This window comes from Gracilibacillus phocaeensis (assembly GCF_900626275.1).
GTDB classification, from domain to species: domain Bacteria; phylum Bacillota; class Bacilli; order Bacillales; family Amphibacillaceae; genus Gracilibacillus; species Gracilibacillus timonensis.
Genome location: NZ_LR131145.1, coordinates 223,989 through 245,184 on the forward strand (window position 1 = coordinate 223,989; position 21,196 = coordinate 245,184).

Below are 21,196 nucleotides of genomic sequence, written 5' to 3' on the forward strand. Positions count from 1 at the left end.
TTGTAAGTTATTATACTTTTGTAATTAGAAAATGTCAAAGGTTTGCTCCCAGCAGAATCGAGCTGAACAATTGCATATCTTTTTGATCAAGTAACGTAATCAAAATAGACATAAAAAATCCCGAAGGCTATCACCTCCGGGATTACCTTTATTCTTTTCCAGCAATTCCAATGTCAATACGATAAAAGAACGAATCTAATGGAGCAAACTTCGTTAAATATTGATAGATTTCCCGTTGAGCCTGCTCAGGCGTCTCTTGAAGGGAACCGACAAATAGGACGCGGCCGCCAGTGGAATAAAAACTGCCATCCTCTGTCTGTACAGTACCGGCATGAATCACATAGACATCTTTATCCGTTGCTAAATCTGGAAGTTTGATATGCTTCTCATAAGTACCTGGATAACCTGTGGAAGCAACGACGGCACCAATAGCGTAACCCGTTTTCCATGTTAACTGTGGATCACGGCCAGAAGTGACATCCTCAATCACCTGCAGCAAATCATTTTCGAGTAGTGGCAGAACTACCTGTGTTTCAGGATCACCAAATCGAGCATTAAATTCAATCACTTTTGGACCAGTTTCCGTTTCAATCAAGCCGCCATATAGCACACCCGTATAGGTTCTGCCTTCTTGTTGCATACCTTTTGCTACAGGTTTTAAAATCTGTTCGACGGTATATTCTACATCTTTTGGATCAAGATCCGGCACTGGTGAAAATGCTCCCATTCCACCAGTATTGGGGCCCTCATCCAATGGATAGGCACGTTTGTAATCGCGAGCAGGCACCATTGGATATACATTTTCGCCATCTACAAAAGCAAACAAGGAGAATTCTTTTCCTTCTAAGTATTCTTCAATGACCACATGACTGCCTGCAGCACCGAACTTATTATCAATGAGCATTTCCTCCACAGCCGTTAGAGCCTGCTGTTCCGTCGTGGCAACCACTACCCCTTTTCCAGCCGCTAGACCATCTGCCTTAATCACAATAGGGGCACCTTGTTTTCTAACGTAGGATTTGGCCTCCTCTACATCGGTAAAAGTGGCATAATCGGCCGTAGGAATACCATATTTTTTCATAAAGCCTTTGGCAAAATCTTTGCTTCCCTCAATCATGGCAGCGGCTTTAGACGGGCCGAATACCTTTAAATTTTTGGCACGGAAGGCATCGACTATCCCTTTAGTTAATGGGATCTCTGGACCGACGATCGTCCAGTCGATCGCTTCCTTCTCCGCAAAGTCTACCAATTCACCGATCGCGTCATCTTTAATGGGAATACATACAGCGTCTTGGGCAATACCGCCATTCCCCGGTGCCGCAAAAATCTCGGTCACCCGCTTGCTCTCTATCAACTTTTTCACGATGATATGCTCACGGCCACCACCGCCGATTACTAATACTTTCATAGAAGGCCTCCTTTTTTCGAAACATTACATGGTCTTATCTGGTAATACGGTCATGTCGGACAACATTTAGTATATGCTTACGATTATGGTCGTCATTTCCGTGATGACGACCATTTCTCAGCTCTCTCTTCGGATTTTGGGCGTCATTTCCGCGATGACGGCCATTTCTCAGCTCTCTCTTCGGATTTTGGGCGTCATTTCCACGATGACGACCATTTCTCAGCTCTCTCTTCGGATTTTGGGCGTCATTTCCGCGATGACGGCCATTTCTCAGCTCTCTCTTCAGATTTTGGGCGTCATTTCCGCGATGACGGCCATTTCTCAGCTTTCTCCTCGGATTTTGGGCGTCATTTCCACGATGACGGCCATTTTTGCGGCTTTGCCTCGGATTTTGGTCGTCATTTCATTTTCTGCAACATCAAATAAATAACAAAACGCTCCTAGTGTTTAAAGTGGCGCATACTTGTCAACACCATCGCAATGCCATGTTTATTACATTCGTCAATTGAATCCTGATCGCGCTTGGATCCACCAGGTTGAATAATCGCACGAATGCCTGCTTTTGCTGCATTTTCAACGGTATCTGGCATTGGGAAAAAAGCATCAGAAGCGAGTACGGCACCCTCGGCCTTTTCACCAGCTTGTTCAAAGGCAATAGCTGCTGCTCCGACTCGATTCATTTGTCCGGCACCAACGCCTAACGTCTGATCTGCCTTTGCCACAACGATCGCATTCGACTTGACGTGTTTGACAATCTTCCATGCGAATAATAATTCTTCGATTTCTTTTGCATCTGGTTTTCGATCGGTGACGACCTCTAAATCATCTGCCGTAACTGCTCCTTTGTCACGATCCTGTACAAGCAAACCACCCATCACACTGACAACTTTTTTCTTATCGCCTTGATTCATCGTCATTGGTATTTCTAATAAACGAATATTTTTCTTCACCGTTAATATTTCTAAAGCTTTCTCTGAAAAACTAGGTGCAATGACAATCTCTAAGAAAATTTCCTTCAGCTGATTGGCTGTTGCTTCATCTACTTCACGATTCAAGGCAACAATACCGCCAAAAATCGATACCGGGTCAGCATCATATGCCTTTTGAAAAGCATCAGAAAGATTATCGCCGATCCCTACACCACATGGGTTCATATGCTTCACGGCAACGGCTGCAGGCTGCTCCTCAAATTCCAAGACAATTTCCAATGCCGCATTGGCATCTTGAATATTATTGTAAGATAATTCTTTTCCATGTAACTGTTCAGCATTGGCAATCGAAGCTCCGCTTACATTGCCTTCTTTATAAAAAGCAGCTTCTTGATGTGGATTTTCGCCATAGCGCAATGATTGTACCTTTTCAAAGGTCTGTGTGAAGGTTTCCGGGTCTTGTTCCTCGGTAATATCAACAAAATAATTCGCAATCATGGCATCATAGTTTGCGGTATGACGGAACACTTTCGCTGCCAATGTCTTACGGAATTCCAGCGATCCTTCTCCTTCCAGGCTTGCAAGGACGGCGTCATAATCAGTTGGATCGACTACCACCGTGACATCACGAAAATTCTTCGAAGCAGCACGCAGCATGGTTGGCCCGCCAATATCAATATTTTCAATGGCGTCTTCTTCCGTTACATCTGGTTTCGCAATGGTTTCTTTAAATGGATAAAGATTCACCACAACGATATCAATTGGAGCAATATCACGTTCTGCTAATTGCTGCAGGTGAGATTCTTCGTCACGTCGAGCTAATAATCCCGCATGAATAAAAGGGTGCAATGTTTTCACACGACCGTCAAGGATCTCATCAAAATGGGTAATTTCGGAAACAGCCTTAGCTGGTAGCCCTGCCTCCTGTAATGCTCGTAATGTTCCTCCGGTTGAGATAAGCTCATAACCTAATTTATCTAATCCTTCTGCAAAAGGTACTAGATTGCTTTTATCTGATACGCTTAATAGTGCACGTTTTTTCAAGATGATTCTCCTTCCCTGATCAATTTCTGTATGGTTGTTGGATAAAGTGTATGTTCTACACGCTGAATGGCTGCCTGCAAATCAGCTTTTTTCATATCATCTGCAACAGCTACAGCTTCCTGTGCAATAATTTTTCCTGTGTCCATCCCAGCGTCCACATAATGAATGGTCACACCAGTAACTTTCACGCCTGCTTCCATAGCTTGACCAATCGCATCTAATCCTGGGAATGAAGGAAGCAGCGAAGGATGAATATTAATCATCTTACCTTCGTATGCATGCAAAAGCGTTTCTCCCACTATGCGCATATAACCAGCCAAAATGATCCATTCAACCCCTTTTTCACGTAACTGTTTGACTATTTCTGTTTCAAAGGCTATTTTATTAGAAAATTGTTTCGGTTCAAATACAAATGTATCGATTCCATTTGCCTTCTCCACGACAGCTGCATGTGGCTTATCGCATACAAGCAGTGCTATCTCCGCGTCGAGGCTTCCTTGTTCGATTGCTTCTTGCAATGCCTCATAGTTACTGCCTGTACCAGAAGCAAATACCGCTAACCTAGTCATGAGAGAAACTCACCCCGGTTTCTGTTGTCACTTCACCGATTAGGTAGGCTTGTTCGCCAATATCCTCCAGTAATTGCAAGGCCAGCTCCGCTTCATGAGCCTCTACTACGACAGCCATGCCAACCCCCATGTTAAAGACGCCGTACATTTCTTCGTCTGATAGGGAGGCCTGCTGCTGCAAATAATCAAAGATGGCAGGACGCTTCCATGAACCCTGCTTCATGTGGACACCTAGATGTTCCGGAATAGCCCTTGGCAGATTCTCATAAAAACCTCCGCCCGTAATATGGCTGATACCTTTAATCGTGAGGTCTTGTTTTAGCTGTTGAATCGCCTTAGTATAAATCTTCGTTGGTGTAAGTAAAGCCTCTCCCAATGTAGTTCCTAGCTCCGCCGTTTCTTGCTGATAAGTTAAACCTTGCTGTTCGATGATTTTCCTAACCAAAGAAAAACCGTTAGAATGCACACCAGAGGAGGATAGACCAATAATCTTGTCACCAGGCTCCACCGACTCACCAGTGATTAATTGAGCTTTATCAGCGATACCAACAACAAAACCGGCAAGATCATACTCTTCTTCACTATACATACCTGGCATTTCGGCCGTTTCCCCGCCAATAAGAGCAGCATTACTTTGCACACAGCCTTCCGAAATCCCTTTGACAATTTGTTCGATTTTGGCTGGTTGATTTTTCCCGCAGGCAATATAATCCAAGAAAAAAATCGGATCCGCACCTTGGGCAATGATATCATTCACACACATAGCCACAAGATCAATCCCCACGGTATCATGTTTATCCATGGTAAATGCAAGTTTCAATTTTGTGCCCACTCCATCAGTACCAGAAACAAGCACGGGTTCTTGATAAGAAAACTTACTGATATCAAACAAACCAGCAAAAGCTCCGACTCCGCCCATTACTTCGGAACGATTCGTCTTAGCAATATGCTTTTTCATTAGCTTTACTGCTTGATAGCCCGCTTGCACATCGACACCTGCGTCTTTGTAAATATCACTCATATTAGATGTACTCCTTTTGTTATAAAATCAATCGAGAGTGGTTCGCCATCTGTTCATTAACTTCATTTACCGACAAAATAGGGGCGATACCCCTTTATTATTTGTTAGAAGATTCTTACGGACAGTGTTTCGCATTTCCCGCTTTTTTTGTCCGTTAGATCCATTCTTACGGACAGTATTTCGCGTTCCCCGCTTTTTTTGTCCGTTAGATTTCAAAATGGGCGAGCTTTCGGAAGATCTAGTTAAAACTATCAATCATTTTCCAAGACCCGCTTGGTCAATCTTTATAAGCAGGAATAACGGTATCTGGATAGATTTCCGTTGGGTAATTGCCTGTGAAACATGCCTGGCAAATACCATGCTGCTGGCGATCACGATCTGATACGATGGAGGCTTCTAAACCCTCGGTAGATAAAAAAGCTAAGCTGTCAGCGCCAATAATCTCACGCATATCTTCGATCGAATGGTTGGCGGCAATTAACTCTCCTTTTGTCGATGTATCAATCCCATAATAACAAGGATTCTGAATTGGTGGTGAGGCGATACGCACATGTACCTCGGTAGCTCCCGCTTCTTTTAATAACCGTACAATTCGGCGGCTCGTGGTGCCACGTACGATCGAGTCATCCACCATTACCACTCGTTTACCATCGACAATCCCTCGAACAGCGGAAAGTTTCATCTTCACACCTTGCTCCCGAAGCTCTTGTGAGGGCTGAATAAAGGTCCGGCCAACGTAACGATTCTTGATCAGTCCTAGTTCATATGGGATTCCCGCTTCCTCTGAAAAACCGATCGCTGCAGAAATACTGGAATCTGGCACACCTGTAACCACATCCGCTTCAATCGGTGCCTCTTGTGCCAATTGTTTACCCATTGTCTTCCGACTAGCATGGACATTGAGTTCATTCAAATCACTATCCGGGCGGGAAAAATAAACATATTCCATCGAGCATAAGGTACGCTCCATTGGTGACGTGAACTCCTTGGCTCGCAAACCATCTTCATCAATGATAATCAATTCCCCAGGGCGAACCTCTCTTTCATACGTCGCACCAATTAAATCAAAGGCACATGTTTCGGAGGCTACCACATAGGCATCACCTAACCGCCCAATCGACAACGGTCGCAATCCACGTGGATCCTGTCCAACAAACATCTGCTTCTCGGTTAAAAGAGCAAAAGCATAGGCTCCTTTTATCATACCTAAAGCGGAGGCAATCGCGTCCTCCATCGGAATATGACCATTGCGCTTGACTAAATGGGCGATGACTTCTGTATCAGAGGTCGTTTGTAAAATACTTCCTTGTGCTTCCAGCTGGCTTTTCAATTGATGGGCATTCACCAAATTTCCGTTGTGTGCAAGTGCCATACTATTTGTTTGGGATCGGAAGACAAGCGGCTGTACATTCTCATAACCGCCTCCTCCCTGTGTAGCATAACGCACATGTCCGATCGCTGCATGTCCCGGCAAACCAGAGAACTTATCCTCTGAAAATACCTCATTCACTAAACCTGTTCCTTTATGCAAATGTAATTTCTCGCGATCTGTGGTGACAATTCCAGCCCCTTCTTGTCCACGATGCTGGAGGGCATGCAGTCCATAATAGGTCATTTCTGCTGCTTTCTCATGTCCCCAGATGGCGAAGACACCACATTCTTCATTTAAGCCTTTGATTTCAGCAAGCAAGGTAAAGCTCCTTTCCACAGCTGTTGTAATGCTGATACATCTTCTGTGATTGCTTCCGTTTTATCTATATGAATAACCAATTGATTCGTATCTGTAACCTTTCCAATCCGTTGCGCAGCATCGACTTGTCCTTCAAATGCCTCGCTGTTTTGTTCAGAGACACTCACTAGAAAGCGTGACTGAGATTCACTAAATAAAGCACTAGTCAGGTCACCGCGTAGTTCCAAATCCGCTCCTAAAACATGAGAACTAAATAAGCTCTCTGCTAAGGCGACGCCCAATCCACCTTCGGATAGATCGTGAGCAGAAACCACTAATCCTGCTTGAATTGCAGCCAATACTTGTGACTGACGTGTTTTTTCAACTTCTAAATCAATCGCTGGGGCCTTCCCAAAATAACGACCTTCTAATAAATTCTGCAATTCGCTTCCGCCAAATTCTGGGCTGGTTTCCCCGATAACGTAGATCAAATCACCCGCTTGTTGAAAATGAGAAGGTGTAATATCGGCAAGTGATTGATGTAAACCAACCATCCCTACAATCGGTGTTGGAAAAATGGCTTGTCCGTTGGATTCATTATATAAGGAAACATTTCCGCTAATCACTGGGGTGTCCAGTTCAAGGCTTGCCGCACTCATTCCATCGACACTTTTTTCCATTTGCCAGAAGTTCTCTGGCTTATCTGGATTACCGAAATTTAATCCATCGGTTAAAGCAAGCGGCTTAGCTCCTGATGCGATAATATTACGTGCCGCCTCTGCTACGGCAATCTTTCCGCCCGTCTCTGGATCTAAATAAATATAGCGAGAATTACAATCCGTCGTCATCGCAATCGCCTTGTCATAACCCTGAATCCGAACAACCGCTGCGTCCGATCCTGGTGAAAATACCGTATTGGCCTGCACCATGGAATCGTACTGATCATAGACATATTCCTTGCTTGCGATTGTCGGCTGCTGTAATAGCTGTTTTAATGTTTCCGCATGATCGGTTACTTGCGGCTGATAAGGCGCCATCGCTTGATATTCTTGAAAATAAGCCGGTACCTTGGAATCTTTATAAAAAATTGGCGCGTCTTCCGCTAAATGATCAACAGGAATATCTGCCACCACTTCGCCCTTATGTAGCAAGCGGAACTTGTTATCTGTCGTTACCTTTCCTACTGCGACGGCATCCAAATTATATTTTTTGAAAATATCGATGATTTCTTGTTCTTCCCCTTTTTTCACGCATAAGAGCATCCGCTCTTGGGACTCGGATAACATCATTTCATAAGCTGTCATCTGCTCTTCACGCTGAGGAATAAAGTCAAGGTTCATTTCCATTCCCATGCCGGCCTTACTTGCCATCTCACTTGCTGAAGAAGTTAAACCGGCGGCGCCCATATCCTGAATACCAACCAACGCATCCGATTGGATCACTTCAAGACAGGCTTCGATCAATAACTTCTCCATAAAAGGGTCCCCGACTTGAACATTGGACCGTTTACTCTCGGAATCTTCGGTCAAGTCTTCTGAAGCAAAGGTTGCCCCATGAATACCGTCACGACCCGTTTTAGACCCGACATACATGATCGTGTTACCCTCTCCGTCAGCGATTCCTTTTTGAATATCTTTGGTATCAATCAAGCCGACACACATAGCGTTAACTAACGGGTTCCCCTGATAGGAATCATCAAACTGGACTTCTCCGCCAACTGTTGGGACACCGACACAATTCCCATACCCGGCAATACCGTGGACCACTTCTTCAAACAGGTATTTGACTCTACCATTCGTTAAATTACCAAAACGCAAGGAATTCAGGGAAGCAATCGGACGAGCCCCCATCGAGAATACATCACGGATAATACCGCCTACTCCAGTTGCTGCCCCTTGATACGGCTCTACCGCAGATGGATGGTTATGACTTTCTACTTTAAACACAACACCCTGACCATCACCAATATCAACAATGCCTGCTCCTTCACCCGGACCCTGCACAACTTGAGGTCCTTCGGTTGGGAATTTCTTCAGTAATGGTTTGGAAGTTTTATAGCTACAATGCTCCGACCACATCACCGAGAAAATACCGATCTCGGTAAAGTTCGGTTGACGTCCCATAATATCCTTAATCATGTCATACTCTTTATCGGTTAAACCCATTTCTTGATAGACTTTCTCTTGTTCAATTTGCTCTGGACTGATTTCAGACGCCTGCAACATAACGTTCCCTCCAATTTACCAACATGGATTGAAATAACTTCCGGCCATCTTCACTATTCAAAATAGCCTCCACGGCACGTTCTGGGTGTGGCATCATCCCAAGAACATTGCCTTGTTCATTGATAATACCGGCAATATCAGCCACCGAGCCATTTGGATTGTTTTGATACGTAAATACAATTTGGTTATTTGCTTGAAGACGTGAAAGTGTTTCCTCGTCGCAATAATAGTTTCCTTCATTATGAGCAATCGGAATCGAGATGACTTCGCCTTCTTGATATTCTGTCGTAAACTGTGTCTGATTGTTTGTCACAATCAAATCTTCAAAATGACACATAAACTTAAGATTTTTATTACGTAATAGAGCACCTGGAAGTAATCCTGCCTCTAGCAAAATCTGAAAACCATTACAGACACCTAAAATCGGCACCCCGGTTTCTGCCTTCTCACGTAATTGTGTCACTACGCTAGAGGTAGAGGCAATCGCACCACAACGTAAATAATCACCATAAGAAAAACCACCAGGAATTAGAATAGCATCATAGCCATCCAAATTGGCATCCTTATACCAGACTAAATCAGCCTCTTCTCCTAGTACCTCTTGCGCTGCGTAATGCATATCGCGGTCACAGTTGGAACCAGGGAAAACTACGACAGCAAATTTCACTGGGCAACCTCCTCATCTACCGTATAAGAATAATTTTCAATTACGGGATTGGCAAGCAGTTTGTTACACATATCTTCTATTTCTTGCTCGATATCAGCGTTATCTTGCACGGTTAATTCCAAATATTTACCGACACGTACCTCTTGTACATTGTTATACCCTAATGTATTCAACGAATTTTGGACGGCCTTCCCTTGTGGATCTAATACGCCTTCTTTTAATGTCACATGAACTTTTACTAGTTTCATTGTTTCTCCTCCAGTCGTGATAGAATATTGTCATATACAGTCAGCAAATCGCCTGAATCTTCGCGGAAGACATCCTTATCCATTTTCTCCCCTGTCGCCATGTCCCACAGACGGCAGGTATCCGGACTGACCTCATCCGATAACACGATCTCCCCTTGTACATTACGACCAAATTCTAATTTAAAATCGACAAGCTGTAAGTTGATTTCTTGAAAGAAGGCTTGCAGCTGTTGATTCACATCTCGTGCCATCTCTTTGATTTGATTTAGCTCAGCAGCTGTCACATCGGTAAGCAATAGGGCATGTTCATCGTTAATTAACGGATCACCAAGCTCATCTTTTTTATAAAAAAGTTCTACTAATGCTGGTTGAAAGATGGTTTTCTCAGCCAAGCCTGTACGCCGAACAATGCTTCCGGCGGCGACATTACGCACCACTACTTCCAGCGGGATAATCGTTGTTTTTTCTACCAATTGTTCGGTTTCGTTTAAAGCTTTTTTAAAATGGCTGCTAATACCATGTTGGTGTAAAAAAGCAAACACCTTGGCAGAAATCAGGTTATTGTAACGTCCTTTGCCTTGAAATTCTGCTTTTTTCTCTCCATTAAAGGCCGTTGCATCATTTTTATAAGACAAAATCAGCAATTCTGGGTCATCAGCAACCGTGTATACCTTTTTCGCTTTTCCTTCATACAACAGCTTGTCCTTCATTATGGCACGCTCCTTATGCTAAACCGATTTTTCGGAAGATTTGATCGACATTTTTCAGATGATAGGTATAGTCAAAACAATCATCCAATTGTTCTTTTGACAAAGTATTCGTAATTCGTTCTTCCTGCTCGATTAATTCACGGAATGGGGTGGCTGTCTCCCAAGCTTTCATCGCATTGGGCTGTACCATATCATAAGCCTCTTCCCGGCTCATTCCCTGGTCAATCAAGGATAATAACACACGTTGTGAGAAAATCACGCCATAGGTACGATCAATATTACGTTTCATATTCTCTGGGAACACCGTCAAATTCTTCACGATATTACTAAAGCGATTCAACATATAGTTTAGGGCGATCGTGGCATCTGGTAAAATCACACGTTCAGCGGAGGAATGAGAGATATCACGTTCATGCCATAAAGACACATCCTCATAGGCTGTCACCATGTAGCCGCGAATCACACGAGCCATGCCTGTCATATTTTCCGAGCCAATTGGATTCCGTTTATGCGGCATAGCAGAGGAACCTTTCTGACCTTTAGCAAAAAACTCTTCTACCTCACGGGTCTCTGTTTTCTGTAAACCACGGATTTCTGTGGCGAATTTTTCAATCGAACTGGCAACAAGAGCAAGCGTAGATAAATATTGAGCGTGTCGATCACGCTGTAAGGTCTGAGTGGAAACTGGGGCCGCCTGCAGTCCCAATTTCTCACAAACATATTCCTCGACAAATGGATCGATATTGGCATAAGTACCGACTGCTCCTGATAGCTTGCCTGTTTCGATCACCTCAGCAGCGGCATCAAATCGTTTCAGGTTACGTTTCATTTCCTCATACCATAGAGCCATTTTTAGACCGAACGTTGTTGGTTCTGCATGGACACCATGGGTACGTCCCATCATCACCGTATGTTTATGTTCGACTGCCTTTTCCTTTAAAATATCTATAAAACGAACGATATCACGACGAATGATCGTATTGGCTTGCTTCAATATATAAGAAAGAGCCGTATCAACGACATCAGTTGACGTTAAACCATAATGCACCCATTTCTTCTCTTCCCCTAGTGTTTCAGAAACAGCACGTGTGAAGGCAACCACATCATGACGCGTTTCCTGCTCAATTTCCAAAATTCGATCGATATCAAATCCCGCATGCTCTCTTAACTTCTTAACATCTTCCGAGGGAATGATACCTAACTCACTCCATGCCTCACATGCTAGCAATTCAACCTCCAGCCAGGCATTATAACGGTTTTTATCTGTCCAAATCTTTCCCATTTCTTCTCTTGTATAACGTTCGATCATTGCTGTGTCCTCCTAGTTTTCGATTATCTTCTTATCTAGTAATTGTTGGTACAAGCTGGATACATTCTCTCCAATAAACGTAACATGCCCCATTTTTCGTAAGGCTTTCGCATCTTCCTTACCGTACATATGAATATGTGCGTCTGGATTATCCTCTAATTGGTCAAAAAATGGCTCGATATCTTTGCCAAGCAGGTTGACCATAACCGCCGCTTGATGTGCATGAATTGGGATCAGCGGTAAACCGCAGATGGCACGTATATGCTGTTCAAATTGCGATACATTACAAGCCTCAATCGTATAATGCCCGGAATTATGCGGGCGAGGCGCCAATTCATTAATAAGAATATCTGACACACATACAAACATCTCAATCGCAAACGTTCCAACGACCCCGATTGTTTCGGCAATTGCCTTGGCTGCTTGATGGGCCTTTTCGGTAATTTCTTCTGACACACGAGCTGGAACAATCGTTGCATGTAAAATATGATCACGATGGATATTTTCAGCGACTGGAAAGTAAGTAATCTCTCCGGTTGCGCTTCTCGTAAAGACAATCGATATCTCTTGATCAAAAGGTACCCATTGTTCGATGATTAAGCGCCCAGTCTGTTCCAACATCTCTTCTACACTGACCAAGTCGGCATCACTTGTCAGTTTTACTTGACCCTTTCCATCATATCCGCCTCGACAGGTCTTGGCAACGACTGGATATTCTAACCGTTGAACGGATGCTGTCAATTCCTGCTTCGTCCGCACAATCGAGTAATCTGCTACCGGCTGAAGACTGTCGACCATCGCTTGTTTTTCTAATTCACGGTCTTGTGTAATACGTAGAGACTGAGCGCCTTGCGGAAGAAGACCTGCTTTTTCAAGAATTTCCGCTGCTTCCAGGTCAACATTTTCAAACTCATAGGTGACAACATCACTTGCCTCTGCCAATTGCTGAATGGCTGTTAAATCATCATAGGCTGCTACAATTTGTCGATCCGCTACCTGCGCCGTAGGACAATCTGGTGTGGGGTCTAAGACAACTACGCGATAACCCATATGCTTCGCCGCTGTTGTCATCATTCTTCCCAATTGCCCACCACCAATAATGCCAATGGTTGAGCCGAATAATTGTTTATTTATCTGCAAGGTTTTCCCTCATTTCTGCTACTTTCTCTTTTAGTTGTTGTTGGTGTTGGAATAATCGTTCTGCCGTGCTTGGGTCACTTGTTCCGATTATTTGTGCTGCGAGGATGCCTGCATTCGTTGCACCAGCCTTTCCAATCGCAACCGTTGCAACGGGAACACCGCCTGGCATTTGCACGATGGAATAGAGGGAGTCTACCCCGCTTAGCGTGCTGGTTTTTACTGGTACACCGATAACAGGTAAAGTAGTTTTGGCAGCGACCATCCCTGGTAGGTGTGCCGCCCCACCGGCCCCGGCAATAATGACTTTCAAGCCTTTATCACGGGCATTTTCGGCATAAGCAAACATATCTTCTGGAGTTCTGTGTGCGGAGATAACTTCTTTTTCATAAGAAATTCCTAAATCATCTAATGCGGCACAAGTATGCTGCATCGTTTCCCAATCTGAGATACTTCCCATAATCACGCCTGCTTGTGTCATGTTTTTCCCTCATTTCTTATGTATTGTAGTGAACCATTTTATTTCATGAGTGCTGTTGCGATCGTCTTATCACAAACAAAAAACCTATTCATACTCTCTAATCAGGAGAGAAGATGAATAGGTTCCAATCACATAACTATCCTGATGCTTGTCTTCACAATCATCAATCATCTTCCCTCATAGTCCATCATTTACGGTAACGGGTAGAAACTTTTGAGCCATATTCCCAAATTATATGAGGTGTTTATTCTTTTTTCTACATTCATATGATATCAAGAGCTGTTGAAACATGTCAATTAAAATCGAACATTTTATTCGGGTTTTATTTTGAATGTTCGTCTTTTATCTTCTTTGCCTCAAAAATGATTTCTCGACCTTCTGGAACAGGCTGCCCATTCTTTTCAATAAATAACGGCTTTTCCATTCGTCTGACCGGTTGATAGCCTTCCTGTTGGATACGAGCTAGACACTCGTCCAGGCTTTCATTCTTCTCTACGTAAAACTTCTTCTTGCTTGGGCTCTTCTTGTTCTTCTTGGACACTTTTCTTTATCCTCCCTCGCTTGACTTGCTTCACCCAGAAACCGCCATGGATTTGCTTGGGCTCGTAGGCAATAATAAAAGCCTTTGGGTCAATCACCTTTATAGCTTCATATAGATGCAGTTCATATTTACGCGGAGAAAGAATCTGCATGGATAAACGGTCTCCATCCATTCCATATGCATACCAGCTTGTCACACCGAAACCTTTCTCCCGTAATTGTTTCGTAAACGTAATATCAGGATTTGACGATATCACATTCACTGTAATATACCCAAGTGCTAGCTTCTCTTCAATCATGGAACCGACGACAACACCAATACCATACCCTAATCCGTAGGCAATCAAGTTCTGAATTTCGCCTACATTATCCAAAACGATGCCTAGCCCAATCGTATATAGAATAATCTCAAAAACACCAATAGTTCCAGCAATATAACGCCTTCCCTTTAATGTTAAGATAACCCTTACTGTGGAACATGAAACATACACAATGTTAATAATCAGAATAATAACAACCATAATGATTGCATTTTCCAGCATACGTACACCCCATTTGCACATAATCTATTGCCATTCCATACCTTATAGTATAGTATAGCGAAATTATTTTACCATAGCTTTATTATATAAGTTGAATGAAATAATTTCTCATGGATCTGATATACGCTCTTGATCCATTTACGCAGTGTGAATGGGTCACTTACACGAATGGATCAAACATGGTTCAAACGAGGTATTATCAGGAAATCATGCGGGCAAAGAATGGCTTGTCACACGTTTTTGTTACATCTATAAGTTCAACTTATATAGAGAGGAGGAGAGCAATCTTGGATCCATTCAAACAGATGCATGAATGGAAGGATAACATGGATTCTTTTTTTGGCGATACGTTTTGGAATGAATTTGAACATATGGTTAAACCACCTATTCCAGCGGTAAATCTCTATCAAAGTGAAAACGAATTATTTCTTTATGCTAGCTTACCCGGCATTAAAGATCGTAATCAGATACAACTACGTATAAACAACTCCATATTAAGCTTAAGCGGCAGTCTATTTCCAATAGAAGAAAGGGGGAGCCTGATCAAACAAGAAATTCTACAAGGAGAGTTTTCACGTGATATTGACCTGCCTTTTCCTGTGCGTAAGGACCAAATATCTGCCTCTTTAAGGCAAGGACTGCTCACCGTTCATTTACATCGCCTGGTTTCCAAACAGGAAGATCAACGAGTCATTGATATTAGCGAGTTTGAGGAATAGCGGTATAAGCTTGCAATATCCAGTAAATATGTTAAGATGAGCATGCTCTTCATTATCGTAACCTTTGAAAATAGAGAGAGAAAAGAAGGTGAACATGATGAAACACTATGTATCGTACGTAATTACTCTCATTGGTGCAAGCTTATGGGGAGTGACAGGTCTGTTTGTCGATGGCCTGTACAATCACGGATTCAGTGCTTGGGAAATTGTCGCTATTCGCTTAAGCGTGGCTGCGGTGATCTTACTTGTGGTGCTGGGGATCGCGAAACCCTCCCTGCTCAAAATAGAAAAAAGACATATTCTCCATTTTGTTGGCTTAGGTGTACTGGGAATTGTCTTTTTTAATTGGTGCTATTTCACTGTCATGAAGCAGGCATCCTTATCGATTGCCGTTGTCTTACTATATACGATGCCTATCTTTGTGACCGTCTTATCACGCATCTTTTTTCGTGAGCAGATTACACCTAGAAAAATAACCTCTGTGGCGATGACCCTGGTTGGCTGTGCATTAGCCATTCAGTTACTGCCAATTGGGAACATGTCCCTTTCTGCCAGCAGTATCGGTTTAGGACTGTGCTCGGCTTTTTTCTGTGGATTGTACAGTCTTATTGGAAAAGAAGTAGGAAAGTACTATCATTATTTGACGGTCACTTTCTATGCCTTAATGATGGGGTGTGTATTTATTTTTCCAACCAGTGGACTGTGGCAAAAGATAGAAGCCTTTCAATCGCTTGATGTTTGGATTCATATTAGCGGAATAGCACTGTTGTCTACATTAGGTGCCTATATTCTGTACACTTACGGCCTTACTTATATTGAATCAAGTAAAGCGGCTATTCTGGGAGCAATGGAACCCATTGTAGCCATTATACTTGGCGTATTGGTCTTTCAAGACAATCTGACACTCTTGCAGGGTTTAGGCATCGGATTGGTTATCGGCGCAGCTTTTATTACCGTTATCCGCCCTAAGCGAAAGGTCTACAGAAAAACGTAAAACAAGCCTCGGCATTAGCTGAGGCTTGTTTTTATTTAATGTAAGAAAATAAGATACAAAATAAAGATAACAAACAATCCCCACATAATCGGATTGACTTCTTTTATTTTACCCTTCGCTACCATGGTGATGGGATAAAATACAAAACCGATCGCAATACCAGTCGCAATACTATACGTAAGCGGCATGGTAACTACGGTTAAAAATGCCGGTACAGCCACATGAAATTCGTCCCAAGGAATATCCTTTAAGGTCGACGCCATTAGCACCCCAACGATAATCAATGCTGGTGCAGTTACTGAATTGGTTACCACTGCAAGTAAAGGTGAAAAGAATAATGCTAACAGGAACAGGATGGCTGTTACTACAGAAGCGAATCCAGTACGACCGCCAGCCCCAACACCCGTGGCAGACTCTACATAAGAAGTAGTAGTCGAAGTTCCTAAAGATGCACCTACTACCGTGGCAGCTGAATCAGAAAACAGCGCCCTGCTAACACGTGGCAATTTACCGTCTTTTGTTAACAACCCTGCTTTCGAAGCTACAGCTACGAGCGTACCTGCCGTATCAAAGAAATCGACGAATAAGAACGTCAGGATTACCACCAGCATTTGCAAGGTAAATACTTCACCAAAATGTGAAAATGCAGCTCCAAATGTAGGCGCTAAACTTGGTACAGAGGAGACGATTTTCTCTGGAATATCAATTTGACCAAAGATCATACCAGCAATCGCCGTTAAAATCATACCATAGAATACGCCACCTTTAATACCTAGTACCATCAAAACAACGGTTACCACCACTCCAAAAACAGCCAGTGCTGCAACAGGATTCGTCAAATCTCCCAATGCAACCATTGTATCTGGATCGGTCACAATGATTTCGGCATTTTGGAAGCCAAGAAAGGCAATAAATAAACCAATACCAGCACCTACTGCCATTTTTAATACCGACGGGATCGCATTTATAACCTTTTCACGTATACCTGTAAGAGTTAACACAATAAAAATAAGTCCAGAAACCAATACGCCAGCTAATGCCGTTTCCCACGGAATACCGTAACCAAGCACAACGGTATAAGCGAAAAACGCATTTAAGCCCATTCCAGGTGCTAGAGCGATTGGATATCTTGCAAATACTCCCATGATCATCGTACCGATAGCCGCCGCCAAAGCAGTAGCCACAAATACGGCATTCGGATCCATTCCTGTCGCCCCATCTGCCGATAACATCGCCGGATTGACGAACAAAATATACGCCATAGCCAAGAAGGTGGTAACCCCTGCCATGGTCTCGCGGCGATAGTTCGTACCAAGCCGATCAAATTCAAAATACTTTTTCACGTTAGGTAACTCTCCTTTTTTATCAGTCGTTATTTTTCCAATACAAATAAACACCCTTGGATACCAGCCAAAAGTGTTCCACACCATGGAGAGATTTGACAGCCTATGTCAGATCTCGTCACATCGTAGTTAGAGCATTTGTGGTGCTCCTGTAGAAACTCTTGGGCCATATTCCCAATAATATACGACAGATTATAATCATTCATTTCATTTTAATATTACTAGTCTGCTTGAAAGAAGTCAATATAACATACGAACATTCCAACAGAATCACTTATTATTGTTCGAGTGTTGTACCGTTTCTATAAATCTTGATTCCCGTATCCGTATCTTCAACAACTAGCTGTTCCCGGAAAAGGGAACGATTATTTAATACTCCTATATAGTAGAAGTCCCCAACACAGCCCGCTGTATGTATAGCAAAAAGAACGTACAAAGCATGCAGATTAATCGGAAATAATGACAGCATAACTAATAAACAGGAAATAATGAAGAAAGGCATTAAAATAATAACAACAAAAGGAAGCTTGGAATAGGTTACTCCAGGATTTGCCGCATAAAACATACCGCTTTTTATTCCATACTTTACCTTTGATCCAGGCGCAAACATCTTGAAAAACATGCCATGAATCAGCTCATGAAAACAAAACATCACAAACATAGCCAACAAAAACAGGAGCATCGGAATAATATGGATTGCAATAGTCGCAGCTGGTAATATGAATAAGCCTAATGCGATCAAGAGGACGAAAATAATAATCGACCATATATTCAGCCATACGACTAGTTTTTTGTTTTGTATGATATTGATTTCTTTTAGTAGTTCCAAATTCATATGTATTCACCTCTTCCCACTTATTCTATCATAACTTCATTGTAAATCGATACTTTTCCACAACGATGATAAAGCTTCGAAGAACAGGATTTTCTTCTCTCGTCATAATGAAAATGATGTCTATCATTTTTTCACTCACATTTCAAGCAAGATGATTTACAAGCGATTCTTCTTTGTGATTTAATAATATAGTTCGTGTCAAAAACACAAATTCTATGTCTTCCTAGCCTTGGATCTTCTACTGGGCTAGATTTATTTTATATAAAGCAGAAAGGAGCATTTAACATGACTCAACTCAACCCATCAAGAAATATGATCCTTATCGTCTTTATGCTTGGCACCTTTGTCGTTGGTATGACAGAATACGTGGTAACTGGTCTTTTGACGCAATTTGCCAGTGACCTGGATGTCTCTGTATCCACAACAGGACTGCTGCTAAGTGTTTATGCTATTAGTGTGGCCATCTGTGGACCGATTCTGCGGATTGTCACCTTAAAATATCCCCCTAAACCATTATTGGTAGGATTAATGGGCGTATTTGTAATCAGTAATATCATTGCGGCTACCGCTCCAACATTTGAAATCTTATTATTGTCCAGACTGCTTTCGGCAACGATGCATGCCCCGTTCTTTGGACTATGTATGGCGATTGCGGTTAATATATCTGCACCACACAAGCGTACAGGAGCAATTGCCGCGGTACAGGGAGGTCTAACCATTTCGATTATGCTTGGTGTTCCATTCGGTTCTTTCCTTGGCGGTATGCTAGATTGGAGACTTGTATTCTGGTTTATGGCATTACTAGGTTTAGTCACATTGATAGGGCTCACCATCGTAACACCTACAGAAAAATTGGTAAAAGCACCTCACTTAAAACAAGAACTAAAAATGTTCAAAAATAGAAATGTGATCATGATGATATTAGTCATTGTCTTTGGATTTTCTGGCGTCTTTACGGCCTATACCTTTACGGAACCAATTCTTCGTGAATTTGCTAACTTTGGTGTAGCTGGTGTAACTGGAGCAATGTTCTTCTTTGGTCTTGGGGCTGTTATCGGCAACTTTGCGTCAGGAAAAATTAGTGAAAATCGGCTAACCGAATATTTAATGGGGTCACTTGGATTTTTGGCCATTGTGTTGATTCTATTTACACACGTTATCTCTTTTTCACTATTGGCATTTGTTTTTAGTTTCTTGTTTGGCGCTGGGACATTTGGTACAACCCCATTGTTAAACGCCAAAATCATCCTAGCGGCTAAGGAGGCCCCTTTATTATCTGGTACCATTGCAGCTTCCATCTTTAATCTGGCTAATTTTATTGGAGCGGCATTTGGAAGTCTGCTGTTAGATCATGGCTTCTCCTTTGTTGCCATCACTACGATCGCTGGTTGTATGATTGCCTTTGGTTTAGCCTTAACCGTCCTCACTCATTTTATTGAAGATAAATCTGTCTATCAAATGGTAGAGCAGGAATCATCTTAAGACAAAAAGTGTACAAGAGGTATCTTGAACATAAAGATCCATTCAACGTATTTGAGCAAATATCTTTGAATGGGTCTTTTTTATGGAATGTACATTTAATGTGAAGTATTCCATTGTCATGTACACACCAAATTGATTCCACCATCTTAAAGTGCATGTTCAAAAATGCCGATAAATAGGACCTCGTTGGCTAAAACCTCAGGCGTCCTGGGACTGCGATTACTCGCCCCACCGAACCCATTTGTTGCAACGCCAACACTAGTACGTCCTGTACGTCGAAAGTTCAAGGCGGCGCAGTCTCCCGGTACCGGAACAATACGTGAGGAACGAACTCACGCAGGATGTGTTGACTTCTGCGTTGCCTACAGGACGTGGGCGGTCTTAGTAGAAGTTCCTATATCGCCATCGCCAACGCAGAAATTCGCTGCGTCATTTTTGTTGATCTTTTTGAACATCCTCTTAAAGAACATCTCTGTTTATATATCGCCATTCCCATTCATTAAAGACGGCTTAAAAACAAAAGGAGCTGTCAGCCAATGCAACACATGCATTTTGCCACAGCCCTTTAATAATTAGAAACAGATGATACGTCTTCTTTTATTTCTTTCAGTAACTTCTTCATCAGCCGATGCGATACAAAGCAGATTTCATTATTCTTCATCACAACCTGACCACTACTTCGGTCCACCTCTACAATATTCTGCTTATTAACGACAAAGGCACGATGACAGCGATACAAACACTCATGTAATGTTTCAATCTTGTTCAGTTTGCCATAGAATTCGACTTGACGATTTCTGGCATGAAGAACGATGCGGTGTTTATTAGGAGAGGTCTCAAAAAACATGATATTATCATATTCTTCAATAATAAATTTACTTTTATTTTTGATATGAATAGTTTGTTTCGTATCTTTTGTCATCAATCGTTGATAGGCAAGCTTCAAACATTCACTTACCCGCTTCTTAACATGCTGAAAGTCTCCTTTTGTTATATAGTCCATTGCTTCCACTTTATAGGAAAAGGTTAGTGCCATTAATTCCGGATGTGTAGTGATAAATACCATCGCCCCTTTCTCGTCGTACTCACGAATTTTTGCGGCCAATTCGATTCCTTCTGTTTTCGTCTGTAACTGCACATCCAAAAAATACATGCCACTTACATCATGCATTTGTACATAATCGATAATATCATTCGGATTTCCCGTAGAAATAGCGATAGACATATCTAGTGAGGAACCTTCAATGAAAGCTTGAATATATCGTGTCAACTCTTCTCTCTGGCGATTATCATCTTCACAGATAAATATTTCCAGCATTATCAT

22 protein-coding genes and 2 riboswitches are annotated in these 21,196 nt (G+C 42.4%); of the genes, 4 read left to right on the plus strand and 18 right to left on the minus strand.

Annotated features, from left to right (window positions below):
- Nucleotides 1-148: 148 nt before the first annotated feature.
- Entirely contained in the window at nucleotides 149-1,408 is a 1,260-nt protein-coding gene (gene purD, locus E0E32_RS17210) for a phosphoribosylamine--glycine ligase (RefSeq protein ID WP_066186298.1), read from the minus strand.
- Between the two features lie 73 nt (nucleotides 1,409-1,481).
- Between purD and E0E32_RS17215 the strand changes: the two genes are divergently transcribed.
- Nucleotides 1,482-1,838 (plus strand): hypothetical protein, encoded by a 357-nt coding sequence (locus tag E0E32_RS17215; protein ID WP_130860296.1) that lies wholly within the window; start codon nucleotides 1,482-1,484, stop codon nucleotides 1,836-1,838.
- Between the two features lie 10 nt (nucleotides 1,839-1,848).
- Here E0E32_RS17215 and purH read toward each other — a convergent pair whose 3' ends face one another.
- The 13 genes from purH to E0E32_RS17280 form a co-directional block, all read right to left on the minus strand.
- Nucleotides 1,849-3,381 (minus strand): bifunctional phosphoribosylaminoimidazolecarboxamide formyltransferase/IMP cyclohydrolase, encoded by a 1,533-nt coding sequence (gene purH / locus E0E32_RS17220; protein ID WP_066186300.1) that lies wholly within the window; start codon nucleotides 3,379-3,381, stop codon nucleotides 1,849-1,851.
- Nucleotides 3,378-3,950, minus strand: coding sequence for a phosphoribosylglycinamide formyltransferase (purN, locus tag E0E32_RS17225; RefSeq protein WP_066186302.1), 573 nt, complete (start codon nucleotides 3,948-3,950; stop codon nucleotides 3,378-3,380). Before purN ends, purH begins: the two co-directional genes overlap by 4 nt.
- Entirely contained in the window at nucleotides 3,943-4,971 is a 1,029-nt protein-coding gene (gene purM / locus E0E32_RS17230) for a phosphoribosylformylglycinamidine cyclo-ligase (protein WP_066186306.1), read from the minus strand. Before purM ends, purN begins: the two co-directional genes overlap by 8 nt.
- 277 nt (nucleotides 4,972-5,248) lie before the next feature.
- Complete coding sequence (gene purF, locus E0E32_RS17235; RefSeq protein WP_066186308.1) at nucleotides 5,249-6,661, minus strand: amidophosphoribosyltransferase; 1,413 nt, start codon at nucleotides 6,659-6,661, stop codon at nucleotides 5,249-5,251.
- Nucleotides 6,637-8,865 (minus strand): phosphoribosylformylglycinamidine synthase subunit PurL, encoded by a 2,229-nt coding sequence (purL, locus tag E0E32_RS17240; RefSeq protein WP_066186311.1) that lies wholly within the window; start codon nucleotides 8,863-8,865, stop codon nucleotides 6,637-6,639. Before purL ends, purF begins: the two co-directional genes overlap by 25 nt.
- The gene (purQ, locus tag E0E32_RS17245; protein WP_066186313.1) at nucleotides 8,849-9,532 is read right to left on the minus strand and encodes a phosphoribosylformylglycinamidine synthase subunit PurQ; all 684 of its coding nucleotides are present in this window, start codon (nucleotides 9,530-9,532) and stop codon (nucleotides 8,849-8,851) included. The genes purL and purQ overlap by 17 nt, the downstream gene beginning before the upstream one ends.
- Nucleotides 9,529-9,780, minus strand: coding sequence for a phosphoribosylformylglycinamidine synthase subunit PurS (gene purS, locus E0E32_RS17250; protein ID WP_066186315.1), 252 nt, complete (start codon nucleotides 9,778-9,780; stop codon nucleotides 9,529-9,531). Before purS ends, purQ begins: the two co-directional genes overlap by 4 nt.
- Nucleotides 9,777-10,490 (minus strand): phosphoribosylaminoimidazolesuccinocarboxamide synthase, encoded by a 714-nt coding sequence (purC, locus tag E0E32_RS17255; RefSeq protein WP_066186317.1) that lies wholly within the window; start codon nucleotides 10,488-10,490, stop codon nucleotides 9,777-9,779. The genes purS and purC overlap by 4 nt, the downstream gene beginning before the upstream one ends.
- Before the next feature lie 13 nt (nucleotides 10,491-10,503).
- Nucleotides 10,504-11,799, minus strand: coding sequence for an adenylosuccinate lyase (purB, locus tag E0E32_RS17260; RefSeq protein ID WP_066186320.1), 1,296 nt, complete (start codon nucleotides 11,797-11,799; stop codon nucleotides 10,504-10,506).
- 12 nt (nucleotides 11,800-11,811) lie between these two features.
- The gene (gene purK, locus E0E32_RS17265; RefSeq protein WP_066186323.1) at nucleotides 11,812-12,939 is read right to left on the minus strand and encodes a 5-(carboxyamino)imidazole ribonucleotide synthase; all 1,128 of its coding nucleotides are present in this window, start codon (nucleotides 12,937-12,939) and stop codon (nucleotides 11,812-11,814) included.
- Nucleotides 12,926-13,417 (minus strand): 5-(carboxyamino)imidazole ribonucleotide mutase, encoded by a 492-nt coding sequence (purE, locus tag E0E32_RS17270; RefSeq protein ID WP_066186328.1) that lies wholly within the window; start codon nucleotides 13,415-13,417, stop codon nucleotides 12,926-12,928. The genes purK and purE overlap by 14 nt, the downstream gene beginning before the upstream one ends.
- A gap of 160 nt (nucleotides 13,418-13,577) precedes the next feature.
- A riboswitch (purine riboswitch) is annotated at nucleotides 13,578-13,676 on the minus strand.
- Between the two features lie 63 nt (nucleotides 13,677-13,739).
- A complete protein-coding gene (locus E0E32_RS17275; protein WP_066186329.1) occupies nucleotides 13,740-13,958 on the minus strand; it encodes an NETI motif-containing protein in 219 nt (72 codons plus the stop codon).
- Nucleotides 13,900-14,499: a DUF2179 domain-containing protein gene (locus E0E32_RS17280; protein WP_066186331.1), complete on the minus strand. Its 600-nt coding sequence runs from the start codon at nucleotides 14,497-14,499 to the stop codon at nucleotides 13,900-13,902. The genes E0E32_RS17275 and E0E32_RS17280 overlap by 59 nt, the downstream gene beginning before the upstream one ends.
- A gap of 287 nt (nucleotides 14,500-14,786) precedes the next feature.
- On the opposite strand from E0E32_RS17280, the gene E0E32_RS17285 reads away from it, so the two are divergent.
- Nucleotides 14,787-15,218 (plus strand): Hsp20/alpha crystallin family protein, encoded by a 432-nt coding sequence (locus E0E32_RS17285; RefSeq protein ID WP_066186334.1) that lies wholly within the window; start codon nucleotides 14,787-14,789, stop codon nucleotides 15,216-15,218.
- A gap of 97 nt (nucleotides 15,219-15,315) precedes the next feature.
- Complete coding sequence (locus E0E32_RS17290) at nucleotides 15,316-16,212, plus strand: DMT family transporter (RefSeq protein ID WP_066186337.1); 897 nt, start codon at nucleotides 15,316-15,318, stop codon at nucleotides 16,210-16,212.
- Nucleotides 16,213-16,247: 35 nt separating this feature from the next.
- Here E0E32_RS17290 and E0E32_RS17295 read toward each other — a convergent pair whose 3' ends face one another.
- Together E0E32_RS17295 and E0E32_RS17300 are read right to left on the minus strand one after the other, a co-directional pair.
- Nucleotides 16,248-17,555: an NCS2 family permease gene (locus E0E32_RS17295; protein ID WP_066186615.1), complete on the minus strand. Its 1,308-nt coding sequence runs from the start codon at nucleotides 17,553-17,555 to the stop codon at nucleotides 16,248-16,250.
- A gap of 106 nt (nucleotides 17,556-17,661) precedes the next feature.
- Nucleotides 17,662-17,763, minus strand: a riboswitch (purine riboswitch).
- 69 nt (nucleotides 17,764-17,832) lie between these two features.
- Nucleotides 17,833-18,390, minus strand: coding sequence for a DUF3267 domain-containing protein (locus tag E0E32_RS17300; protein WP_066186342.1), 558 nt, complete (start codon nucleotides 18,388-18,390; stop codon nucleotides 17,833-17,835).
- Nucleotides 18,391-18,675: 285 nt separating this feature from the next.
- On the opposite strand from E0E32_RS17300, the gene E0E32_RS17305 reads away from it, so the two are divergent.
- On the plus strand, nucleotides 18,676-19,872 hold the full coding sequence (locus E0E32_RS17305; protein ID WP_130860297.1) for an MFS transporter: 1,197 nt from the start codon (nucleotides 18,676-18,678) through the stop codon (nucleotides 19,870-19,872).
- A gap of 146 nt (nucleotides 19,873-20,018) precedes the next feature.
- Here the strand turns inward: E0E32_RS17305 and E0E32_RS22350 are convergent, their stop codons facing one another.
- The gene (locus tag E0E32_RS22350; RefSeq protein WP_165445066.1) at nucleotides 20,019-20,159 is read right to left on the minus strand and encodes a hypothetical protein; all 141 of its coding nucleotides are present in this window, start codon (nucleotides 20,157-20,159) and stop codon (nucleotides 20,019-20,021) included.
- A gap of 278 nt (nucleotides 20,160-20,437) precedes the next feature.
- Nucleotides 20,438-21,196 (minus strand): LytR/AlgR family response regulator transcription factor, encoded by a 759-nt coding sequence (locus E0E32_RS17310; protein WP_235817431.1) that lies wholly within the window; start codon nucleotides 21,194-21,196, stop codon nucleotides 20,438-20,440.

Coding starts and splice junctions, on each gene's coding strand:
- purD (WP_066186298.1), bottom strand. CDS start 1,408: ATGAAAGTATTAGTAATCGGCGGTGGTGGCCGTGAGCATATCATCGTG.
- E0E32_RS17215 (WP_130860296.1), top strand. CDS start 1,482: ATGCTTACGATTATGGTCGTCATTTCCGTGATGACGACCATTTCTCAG.
- purN (WP_066186302.1), bottom strand. CDS start 3,950: ATGACTAGGTTAGCGGTATTTGCTTCTGGTACAGGCAGTAACTATGAG.
- purM (WP_066186306.1), bottom strand. CDS start 4,971: ATGAGTGATATTTACAAAGACGCAGGTGTCGATGTGCAAGCGGGCTAT.
- purL (WP_066186311.1), bottom strand. CDS start 8,865: ATGTTGCAGGCGTCTGAAATCAGTCCAGAGCAAATTGAACAAGAGAAA.
- purS (WP_066186315.1), bottom strand. CDS start 9,780: ATGAAACTAGTAAAAGTTCATGTGACATTAAAAGAAGGCGTATTAGAT.
- purC (WP_066186317.1), bottom strand. CDS start 10,490: ATGAAGGACAAGCTGTTGTATGAAGGAAAAGCGAAAAAGGTATACACG.
- purB (WP_066186320.1), bottom strand. CDS start 11,799: ATGATCGAACGTTATACAAGAGAAGAAATGGGAAAGATTTGGACAGAT.
- purE (WP_066186328.1), bottom strand. CDS start 13,417: ATGACACAAGCAGGCGTGATTATGGGAAGTATCTCAGATTGGGAAACG.
- E0E32_RS17280 (WP_066186331.1), bottom strand. CDS start 14,499: ATGCTGGAAAATGCAATCATTATGGTTGTTATTATTCTGATTATTAAC.
- E0E32_RS17290 (WP_066186337.1), top strand. CDS start 15,316: ATGAAACACTATGTATCGTACGTAATTACTCTCATTGGTGCAAGCTTA.
- E0E32_RS17300 (WP_066186342.1), bottom strand. CDS start 18,390: ATGAATTTGGAACTACTAAAAGAAATCAATATCATACAAAACAAAAAA.
- E0E32_RS17305 (WP_130860297.1), top strand. CDS start 18,676: ATGACTCAACTCAACCCATCAAGAAATATGATCCTTATCGTCTTTATG.
- E0E32_RS17310 (WP_235817431.1), bottom strand. CDS start 21,196: ATGATAATGCTGGAAATATTTATCTGTGAAGATGATAATCGCCAGAGA.